We start from the raw sequence: 9,683 nt of genomic DNA, 5'->3' as shown, positions 1-9,683 counted from the left end.
CATTTCCGATGCTCCGAATGGTAGTTCTTAGCGAGCTGCAAGCACATATTCCAAACCCGGGCAGATTCGCGATTACAAGCATACAGTCGCTCGATATCTCGTTTCGAGGCATGGAAACGTACAATTTGAGCACGAATCATGGAAACACCCCCTTCTTATCGGAACACTTGTTCCACATCCCCATTATATCACACATTCGTTCCTTTTCGGGCATCAAAGTGACTAGAACAAACACATGCTTTTTCCAACATATCTCCAGCGAATATGTTCGAGAAAGGCGTCATTCATCTCCCACCTGCTTCGCTGAGGAAGGAGACTTTTGACGCAAGTTGTTAAATCCAATTCAATGGCAGATGGACCACGCCAACGGCTACGATATTATCCGGCTTTCATACCATGTATACAAGGCCGTCGACTTAATGGCTGCCTTGAAGGCTTTAGCTATTCCATCCGGCCCTTTGCAAAATCTGTTCCACAAATTCGCTCTTGGCATTTGTATATGCCTTACGGTCATTATGGAATCGTTGGGCAAGCTCCAGCTTTAGCTCACCGTACTTTTCGGAATCGTCAGGATGGGACCTCAAATAATCGCGAAAGAGGATATGACGTTTATATTCGTCGTTTTCTTGAGTGCATACATACAAATGATGCCGGGGCAAGTGATCAGGAGGGATGAAAGCCTCCCGCCCGGCGATCCCCAAATCGCCTTCATGAATGTAGCCAAGAGTTGAAAGCCTTTGAATGGCTATATGCACATCCGCTTGAGAAGGCACGATCACATCCATATCGACAATCGGTTTCGCTGCTAATCCCGGAACAGATGTACTCCCGGCATGTTCTATCGTGACGATGAGGTCGCTCACAACCGGGAGAACAAACTCCCGCAACTTTTCAAATAACTGAACCCAATCGGGGTCATAGGGTACGACGACTACACTTGAATTTGAACCCATGAAAGAAATACCTCCGTTATTTCGCTCTCTCAACCATCAAAGCATGATAGTTGACGACTTTTAAACCTCTTGACGTAGCATTCTGGCGGAATATTTCCTCCACATCGTTTAGGCATTCCCGCCAGACCATTTTCTTCAATGCTTCACTCTGACCAAAACACTTTTTGTGCAGTACATCCTCGGGCCTCGAAAGGTATTCCACCTCTTCAAAGATCACTAATTCGGCTTCCTCTAGGCTGCTTTCGGAAAGCTGGTGTTCGAATTTCACTTTAACTTCATTCAGGTAATTTTCCGGGAAAGGAGTGTACAGTCCGGGGAAGAGGTTTCTAAGTCCCCCATCTGTCCCACAATGATACAATGCCAGCACTATGCCCCCAGACTTGATAACCCTACGGCCCTCCTGGCTTCCCTCGTGAAATAGCCATGGCCCTTTTTTCGTATAGACAACATCAAAGAAACTGTCGGGAAAAGGCAGCTGTTTGTCCGCATCCACAACAAAAAATTTAACGGATTCTCCGGTCTTCTTTTTGTTGGCCGATGCAATATAGCCCTCAATGACATCAATGCCTACGACCTCTTTTGCTTTATGGGCAAACGTCGACGTGAATTCACCATGGCCGCAGCCAACGTCCAGCATTCGTGTATCTTCATTGATATAGGTCGCAATTTTGTCTGCAAAAATAATCTCGGCTCCCGGCTCATCGAATTCCGACTTCCATGGGTATTGGTATCCCCCAGTTTCTATCGCTAAATTTGCGTACCACTCTACAGTCTGTGGCTGAATCCATTCGGGGTGCTTCATCGGGTCAAAAAATAGTTTCGACACGCCAACAACTCCTTTTCCAAATGATCCATCCCTGAACAGGTCGTGTAAGCACTTTCATTTTGCACTGCTAAATTGCTTAAAGTTAAATTCGGTGAAAGCCCAGCAGGATGGAACCGCAAGTCTCAACCGCTATTCTTTTCAAGCTAGACCAGACTAAAATCGGGGGTAATCACACGTTCTTTAAAGACTCTATAATCTTGCTTTTTATATAAGGCAATATTCTTTTCGCTTTTACTTCCCGTAAACAATTCATAGCGAGATTTCGGGAAAAGAGCTTCTATGGCATGCATCAACATTTTGCCTATTCCTTTATTTTGGTAGTTCGGATTCACCATAAGCTTACCGATGCGGCATGTTCCGTCTTGCTCATTTGCCCTTACAGAACCAATGATTGCGCCATCGCTCGCAGCTTTAAGTATAATGTGATCTTCAAACTGTTGTTGTAACTGCCCGAGAATCTGAACAAGAGGTTCGATACTAAAATCGTTGTATATTTCTGCTTCGCTTTTATAAGCAATCTTTTGCAAAAACAGGATTTTCTCGGAATCCGCTGCGGAAGCTCTCTCAATTTTAATATTCATTTCAACTCATCCTTTCTGTTCTCAGCTCATCTGTACTCTTCTCATCCACCTAATCCCAATTTTACAATACACTCTTATTACACTCTACTGCCTAGGCAGCTTCACCCGTATTGGGCGGCAGCATATATAATCCAATTCGAGAGAGCTTTATTTGCGAGGTAGATCCTTTTATGACCGCATCCATTACCAGTGCTTTTCCATAGCTTCTTCGCATAGAGAAAAGCCATTTCTTGAATAAAACTGAGTACTGTTGCTGCTTGGCCATACAATAAGAAATTCGACTTTATTTTCTTTAGACCATTTTTCCATGGCGGTATGAATCTCGGTTCCGATCCCTTGACTTCTAAAAGCAGGACGGGTATAGACATTGGTAACGTAACCGAAATAAGGGTCTGGGGATTTGCCCGGTCTCGGCACTTTATGGATTAATTGCAGATACATATGTGAAACTATCTTATTCTCAACTTCCGCGATCCAAATGTACCAATCTCCGCTTTCCAATGCTTTAACCAAAAATTCACTGCAAATCCGGTGAAACTCCTCAAAACCGACCGAACTACTGGCCTCCTCTTCCGAGAAGTCCCAACGCATCTGAACAAGTTCATCAACATCGTCTAATGCAGCAATCGCACCAATGCCATATTTTCATTCCCCTTCAAGTATTATGTAAAATTTCTTGCGTAGCCCACCCGTTTCATCTCAAAACCGTTTTCAAAATAGCTCCTCCATAGGTCAGGGGAATGCTTCAAACGGGACAACGAGTGTACCAGTCCGGAGCGCCATTATTATGGAAATCATGTGTTTCTATAATGGATCGGGTTCTTTCTTGAACATAAGCCAGATTATTTGAGATTACGCCGCCAAGCTGGCTCGCATGCTGGTTTAAGGCGACGAACAAATTATATTTCCGCCAAAAGGTTTCGGGTATTTTATGATCGAAATATCCATCCACTTGGCCTTTCGCAAAGGACACGCTTAAATAAATTGTATATTTGGGCAACTTGAAAAATTCTTCGAATGGGTCGCCCCAATCATAGGAGTCGAAATCTATAATCGCAATCGTTCCATCCGATTTAACAATCATATTCTGAGGGTGAAAATCATCATGTTGAAACGTAACCGGGCTGTCTTTTAACCAATGAATGTTCTCTTGAATGTACTGTTCAATAAAATCCTGCCTATAAAGGTTAGCCCACGTCTCTTACATTCATCAACTTTATCCCGATACTTCTGGGTTCGCTTATGATACCAATCGTAAGGCTTCGCCGGGGTTACCCGATGAATTGTCTTCAATTCCTTCCCCGCTAACACTCCTAGAGTATATTGCTCTTCCACACTCTTGCTGGGTATGGACTTGTCCCCGCTCTCGCCTTGAACATACGACAATACTATGTAGCATACTTGGAGTTCGTCATGGATCCCGAATTGGATCGGCCTTTGACAGGAAACGGCATTATCGAAATGCCGTTTTAACAAATCAAATTTTATTTTGCATCTCTCTGCTTTATCCATACCGTATATTTTCAAGAGATACTGCGATGCGTCATCCTTTGAATAGAGTACATATTTTTGCGCGGTCGAAAAGCCCTTACTCAGCTCTTCAAAACGAGTTATATTTAAACCTCGTAATTCTTCCATAAGCTCTAGGACGATGTTCATAAGGAAACACCTGACTGGATGGCTATTGCAATCATCCCTTTCTATCTTGCTAATTGCCATTCAAATGATAGATTAGCCGCACAACGCCAGAGGAGAAAGTTCTTGTATCAACCAATTTTAAATTCAACCTCTGGTTTAAATCAATAAATAACGGTTTTCCTTCTCCCAAAACAACAGGATGAACAGATAATCTAAATTCATCAACCAGCCCTAAACGGATAAAAGTTGTAATAAGACTCGCTCCGCCATACAGCCACATGTCTTTACCAGGCTTATTCTTTATTCTGTTTACTTCTCACATCATCCAGCATAGCGTCTATGACATTCAATATCCTTTTTTGCTCGCTTACACTTCTACTTCGGAGCCTATCCACTATTTCCGCGAGCGTAGATTCGTTTCTTTCCTTGCTCACGGGTTGCACATTTAAAAAACTCAACCATCGAGCTGAAAAGGGGACAGTCTTATTATATCGAAATAATCCCTTTAGAATATATTTATTGAAAATAATCCCTATAGTCTCTTGGAGCAATCAACTGGCTGGTCTATGGTTTGATTAGGTGGATGCTATGAGTGATTTTTGAGATGGGTGGCGGGGCATTCGGCACTTTCGAAAATTACGTGGATTAAGCCAGGAGGAACTTGCAATAAATATATATCTATTCAACTAATCCTCGCATTTGTGCGGGGTAACTCCATGTCAGAAAGGAATGAATCCCATGAGAGTAATGTGCATATTCCCCGACGACTCAACGACGGATATTTACGTTTCAGAAATTGGAGACTTTCTTCATCTTACTAAATTGGTAAATGGAATAACAATGAGAGGAATCAATTACAGTGTAGTCAGTACAGAGCTAATTGTTGAAAAAGAGGCTTTCTATATATCAATGTTATTGAAACATAAGCACGCACCATAGACTCACTATTTTTCGCCGTCACTTATGATACGGTTCCCCACGATAAAGGACCTGGCAGCGAAAATGAAAAGCGCAAAGCCTGCCGACAAAGCCAAAAAGGCCTCCATCCCCAGAAGTCGGGACGAAGGCCTCTTAACGCATTTATATTTGTTTATTTCCTAGTGGGCGGGCTGAAGTTCCTTCTTTAATCCGAGCGCCTGTGCTGTATAAGTGTGAATTTCATCGATCAGCCCCGGATTTTTCAATAATGACACGCCATAAGAAGGAATCATTTGCTTGATTTTCGGCTCCCACTCTTTCAGATGCTGCGGGAAGCATTTTTCGATGACCTCAAGCATGACGGAAACGGCGGTAGAAGCACCCGGAGAGGCGCCGAGCAATGCAGCTATCGAACCGTCAGAGGCACTAACCACCTCCGTACCAAACTGAAGCGTTCCTTTGCCGGCAGCCGTATCTTTGATCACCTGCACACGTTGGCCGGCCACCAACAGATCCCAATCTTCACTCTTGGCATTCGGGATAAACTCCCGCAGCTCTTCCATGCGCTGCTCTTTCGATAACATAACCTGCTGAATCAGGTATTTGGTCAAGGCCATGTTTTTGGCGCCCGCCGCCAACATCGTTATTACATTATTCGGTTTGACAGAACCTAACAAATCAAACATGGAGCCGGTTTTTAAGAACTTGGGTGAGAAACCGGCAAACGGTCCAAAGAGCAGCGATTTCTTGTTATCGATAAATCTTGTGTCCAGATGCGGAACCGACATTGGAGGCGCTCCAACCTTGGCCTTGCCGTACACCTTGGCATGGTGCTGGGCGACAACTTCCGGATTAGTGCACACCATAAATAGTCCGCTGACCGGGAAACCTCCAATATGTTTTCCCTCGGGAATACCGGACTTTTGCAGTAGGGGCAGGCTTCCTCCCCCGCCGCCGATAAAGACGAATTTGGCCGTATGGCGTTCCACGCTGCCGCTGTCGAGATTCCGTACTTTCAATTCCCACAAGCCGTCGCTGGTACGTTTAATGCCGCCAACCTTATGTTTGAATTTAATGTCAACGTCTTTACGTTTCAAATGGTCGAACAGCATACGCGTTAAAGCGCCAAAGTTGACGTCCGTACCGGATTCGATTCTTGTTGCCGCTATAGGTTCGTTCAATGTCCGGTCCTGCATGATGAGCGGAATCCATTCCATCAACTTGTTCGGGTCATCGGAGAATTCCATCCCTTGGAACAGAGGGTTGCTCGACATCGCCTCGAAACGTTTTTTCAGAAACGCTACATTCTGTTCCCCTTGAACTAAACTCATATGAGGCAGCGGCATGATAAAGTCCTGCGGGTTGCGAATCAGATTGCTGTTGACAAGATATGACCAGAACTGCATGGAAACCTGAAACTGCTCGTTAACCTTAATCGCTTTGCTAATATCTATGGATCCGTCCGGTTTTTCCGTTGTGTAGTTAAGCTCGCACAGAGCAGCATGCCCCGTTCCCGCATTATTCAATTCGTTAGAGCTTTCCTCTCCCGCGCTTGCCAGCTTTTCCAACACAGTGATTTTCCAATCGGGAACCAATTCTTTCAATATTGTCCCCAAAGTTGCACTCATGATTCCGGCGCCAATCAAGATAACGTCTGTTTCGTTTTGTCTGTCACTCATTTTTACCGTCCCTAACACGCTAGTATTTGAAGAAAAGATGGAACCTCCTCCGCCCAGCCCATAGCAAGACAGGGTACGAACTGAGTTCACACCTTCTCCGGATCAATGAAAATCTTGATTATAGTGTAACACTATTATTGATAGATTAACATACTTACTATTATATGATAGTTATTCTCTATTTAAAAGCTGGTAATTTCAGTGATGATATCCTTTTGCAGTTAATAAAATGGGGATCTGAGCCAATTTTCTAGCTTTTTAGAATATGTACGTGTGAGAAAATAAAAAGACCGCCCCTAAAACTTGCTCAAGAGGCGGCCTCTGATCGCTGACTGTTCCCCAGCCTAGGATAAATTTAATCGTGCTCGTTCGGAAAAATGGAAGTGTGTGACCCATTCCCCCATTGGCTTTCCCCTCCTTTATTCACTCCATCCCTCGCCAAAACTGTTCCGGATTTTCAATAGTTATATCATCATATTTACAAATAATCTCTTGCAGTCCGACTGGTGCATCCATATCCATCTCGTGCCATGGATTCATATCCGGCGGGCCAAAGCTAACCTTCAGCTTCTTTTCCGCCACATGGATGTCAAATATCATCGGCATTTCTTCACGTTATTTTCCATATTTGCCAATTCCTCATTCTATATTTGTTGCAATCCTAACATATTAAAAAAATTAGGTCTACTGGATTATTGATTATAGAATGAAAAAAGCTGCCTCTATTGTTAGGCAGCTAATATCAAGCTAAAATCAGTTGATCGTTTCTTGGAAAGTAGCGGTCGCTGTTAAATCGGTGACGCTTATTTTTCAGCTCCTTATGACTAGAATATCTTGGATACCGTCCACTTTCCATCGGTGTAGACAAGGTTTAAATTCAACAATTCATCATTGTCTATGTCATCAACGTCTCCGTCCGATATCGTCAAAGCATAAAATGCGTGAATCCCTGTAACCTGGACAAAAAAGTGCTTCTTCTCGCGATCATAAAAAGCTGCTACATGATCGGCCGGATCTTCCGAACCCGTGAAACGGAATTCCTGAAGCTTTACCGACTGCAAGGTATTGTCCGACCCCCAGGGGTAGTACATATCCTCCATATCCGCCTCGACCATCTGCAACAAATCGCCTTCGAAGTTGGGATATAACTTCTCCAGTTCGCTAATGTCTTTCGAACCGTAAGCTTCTGCACGTGTCTCCAAGAACAACGTTACAAAATCAAGCACTTCCTTCCGCGTCTGCTCCTGCAAAGGCGGCGTAATATCATAATTGTCGGACAAATCATCAATCACGACGGGTTCGCTCTTGGATTCTCCCCAAGGGAACTTGGCAACGCCGTAAATCTTCTGCGATCCGTCGCTGAATGCGGGATAGAAATAATCGCCGGAGGAATCATCCATGTAGCTTCGCTGGATAAAAGGAGTCAGCTGGTCATTGACATAGGCCTGCACCTCTCCCAATCGGCTGTTAATCCTCACCTGATCTCCGGTCACCATTTTCGAGTAATCGGTTTCCGATTCCATTCCGAGCAGACTGACCGGTTCGCTTTCGGTAATCTCTTTGCCGACGTAATCGAACTTGGTTTTGAAATCAACCTGGTACTCCCCCGGAAAGAGCGGCCCAAGCTTGACCGAATGATTGCCCTTGCTTACTTCGTGGGTTTCTTTGCCGTCCACCGTGATCGTGCCGTTATCGTTTTCCAGCGTGATGTTTAATACTGAGGGCGGACACCGATGGTGTAAGAATCGGACCAAAACCCCTTCTTTTTCTTTAAATACAGCTCTCCGGAATTCAATAGTTGGTCAGGCGACATCTTATCCAGCAAACCGGTATTGACATACTCCGCTTCTTCCAGCAGCGCTTGCTGACCCATCATGATTTGAAGCGTAGCTTCGTAATAATCGCGCTCTTCCTTGGCGTATTGAATCAATTGGCGCAAGCGTTCATCCGTCATTTCCATAGCCTCGTCATCGACGGAGAGCAGCTTCTTCAACGCCTCGGTATCTTCTGCGGCAATGGCATTCTCAAACTTCCGGATCACCTCGGATGCCTGCTTATCCCCGCCCGAGCTCGATGAGAATAAAAGCAGCAAAATCAAACCGATCACAAGAAGGAAGGCAATGATCATGACGGGTTTATTTTTCAATATCCTTCTCTCCGCTTGTGGTCTCATCCCATGATTGGGCGCCTGGCTCATAAATTCCCTCCAATTTGGCAAAGCAAGAGACCGGAACACGTTTCGATCTGCTTGTTCGCAATTTGCAATATAGATACCAACTAGTCGGTATATACTAGAACATTATATTAAAGCAGATATGTTATAATCAATAGGACATCAGAATTATAAAAAGGGGATTTTTGGATGGGAAATCTGGAGCAATCGCAGCAAACAATCCAAAAGCTAATGAAGTCCGGCGTGGAGTTGTTTTCTCGAAAAGGCTACTCCAATACAAGCATAGATCAAATTGTAAAGCATGCCGGGTACTCCAAAGGGGGATTCTATGCTCATTTCAACAGCAAAGAGGAGTTTCTGCTTAAAATCATAAAAGACGGTATCGATTTTTACTTTGACGATCTTAAATCCGCCCTGGAACACAAGGAGCGGAATTTGCTTGAAAATTTCCTGAATTATTCGCTTCGCTTGGTGAACGAGGCGTACGAGCAAGGGGCCTCGCTGCTCTTGATCCAAGGATGCATGAACTCCAACGACCTTCCCATGGTTAAGGACCGGCTCATCACGCAAATGGAGGAGTGGAGGCAATTTCTCGCTCGTTTTATCCAGGTCATGAAGGATGAAGGCATTGCGAAGAGCCCTTTGGATGCTAGAACCTTGTCTACAGCTTGCATGGCGATTTTTAACGGATACAATCTGCAGCATTTTGTCGATGAACGGATTCCGTTGGAGGAGATGATGACCGTCGTCCTTGAGCTGCTTCAAATCGAGAATCCCAAAACTGGAAGGAAGTAACAAATTTCTATCGGTTCTGCAACTATAATTGGGCAATGTTCCTATTTAGTCTAAAAACCTACTGCGAAGACGGCGCGGGACTCCCATATCAGGACAGGAAATTCTGATCAAACCAACCAG

General features: G+C 44.3%; 11 protein-coding genes and 1 pseudogene. 1 reads left to right on the top strand and 11 read right to left on the bottom strand.

The window, feature by feature from the left end; translation table 11 throughout:
* Window positions 1-437: 437 nt before the first annotated feature.
* The 11 genes and pseudogenes from FS806_RS14165 to FS806_RS14115 form a co-directional block, all read right to left on the bottom strand.
* Complete coding sequence (locus FS806_RS14165) at window positions 438-953, bottom strand: GrpB family protein (RefSeq protein WP_144937612.1); 516 nt, start codon at window positions 951-953, stop codon at window positions 438-440.
* A gap of 16 nt (window positions 954-969) precedes the next feature.
* Window positions 970-1,779: a class I SAM-dependent methyltransferase gene (locus FS806_RS14160; protein WP_144937609.1), complete on the bottom strand. Its 810-nt coding sequence runs from the start codon at window positions 1,777-1,779 to the stop codon at window positions 970-972.
* Window positions 1,780-1,922: 143 nt separating this feature from the next.
* Complete coding sequence (locus tag FS806_RS14155) at window positions 1,923-2,360, bottom strand: GNAT family N-acetyltransferase (RefSeq protein ID WP_144937606.1); 438 nt, start codon at window positions 2,358-2,360, stop codon at window positions 1,923-1,925.
* Window positions 2,361-2,543: 183 nt separating this feature from the next.
* On the bottom strand, window positions 2,544-2,951 hold the full coding sequence (locus FS806_RS14150) for a GNAT family N-acetyltransferase (RefSeq protein WP_144937603.1): 408 nt from the start codon (window positions 2,949-2,951) through the stop codon (window positions 2,544-2,546).
* 154 nt (window positions 2,952-3,105) lie between these two features.
* Complete coding sequence (locus FS806_RS14145; protein ID WP_260982089.1) at window positions 3,106-3,444, bottom strand: hypothetical protein; 339 nt, start codon at window positions 3,442-3,444, stop codon at window positions 3,106-3,108.
* Window positions 3,445-3,491: 47 nt separating this feature from the next.
* A complete protein-coding gene (locus FS806_RS14140) occupies window positions 3,492-4,019 on the bottom strand; it encodes a phosphotransferase (RefSeq protein WP_144937600.1) in 528 nt (175 codons plus the stop codon).
* Between the two features lie 49 nt (window positions 4,020-4,068).
* A pseudogene (locus FS806_RS14135) lies at window positions 4,069-4,314 on the bottom strand (dihydrofolate reductase family protein); the annotation flags it as partial.
* A gap of 781 nt (window positions 4,315-5,095) precedes the next feature.
* Window positions 5,096-6,613, bottom strand: a complete 1,518-nt coding sequence (locus FS806_RS14130) for a malate:quinone oxidoreductase (protein ID WP_260982088.1) — start codon at window positions 6,611-6,613, stop codon at window positions 5,096-5,098.
* Between the two features lie 405 nt (window positions 6,614-7,018).
* Window positions 7,019-7,177 carry a hypothetical protein gene (locus FS806_RS14125; protein WP_222126668.1) on the bottom strand — a complete coding sequence of 53 codons (159 nt, stop codon included), beginning with the start codon at window positions 7,175-7,177 and terminating at the stop codon, window positions 7,019-7,021.
* A 242-nt stretch (window positions 7,178-7,419) separates the two neighbouring features.
* Window positions 7,420-8,271: a TcaA 3rd/4th domain-containing protein gene (locus FS806_RS14120; protein ID WP_222126667.1), complete on the bottom strand. Its 852-nt coding sequence runs from the start codon at window positions 8,269-8,271 to the stop codon at window positions 7,420-7,422.
* Window positions 8,272-8,306: 35 nt separating this feature from the next.
* Window positions 8,307-8,741 (bottom strand): TcaA second domain-containing protein, encoded by a 435-nt coding sequence (locus FS806_RS14115; RefSeq protein ID WP_144937592.1) that lies wholly within the window; start codon window positions 8,739-8,741, stop codon window positions 8,307-8,309.
* A 216-nt stretch (window positions 8,742-8,957) separates the two neighbouring features.
* Here FS806_RS14115 and FS806_RS14110 point away from each other — a divergent pair, with 216 nt between their 5' ends.
* Window positions 8,958-9,563: a TetR/AcrR family transcriptional regulator gene (locus FS806_RS14110; protein WP_144937589.1), complete on the top strand. Its 606-nt coding sequence runs from the start codon at window positions 8,958-8,960 to the stop codon at window positions 9,561-9,563.
* The last annotated feature ends 120 nt before the right edge of the window (window positions 9,564-9,683 follow it).

This window comes from Paenibacillus sp. 32O-W (genome assembly GCF_007679495.1).
In the GTDB taxonomy this organism is placed as follows: Bacteria; Bacillota; Bacilli; order Paenibacillales; family NBRC-103111; genus Paenibacillus_L; species Paenibacillus_L residui.
The sequence above is the reverse complement of the archived record's forward strand: the minus strand, read 5'-3'. Positions and strand labels throughout refer to the sequence as shown.

Excerpts from the sequence above, each read along its gene's own strand:
- FS806_RS14155 (WP_144937606.1), bottom strand. The coding sequence starts at position 2,360 with ATGAATATTAAAATTGAGAGAGCTTCCGCAGCGGATTCCGAGAAAATC.
- FS806_RS14145 (WP_260982089.1), bottom strand. The coding sequence starts at position 3,444 with ATGATTGTTAAATCGGATGGAACGATTGCGATTATAGATTTCGACTCC.
- FS806_RS14150 (WP_144937603.1), bottom strand. The coding sequence starts at position 2,951 with ATGCGTTGGGACTTCTCGGAAGAGGAGGCCAGTAGTTCGGTCGGTTTT.
- FS806_RS14165 (WP_144937612.1), bottom strand. The coding sequence starts at position 953 with ATGGGTTCAAATTCAAGTGTAGTCGTCGTACCCTATGACCCCGATTGG.
- FS806_RS14110 (WP_144937589.1), top strand. The coding sequence starts at position 8,958 with ATGGGAAATCTGGAGCAATCGCAGCAAACAATCCAAAAGCTAATGAAG.
- FS806_RS14140 (WP_144937600.1), bottom strand. The coding sequence starts at position 4,019 with ATGAACATCGTCCTAGAGCTTATGGAAGAATTACGAGGTTTAAATATA.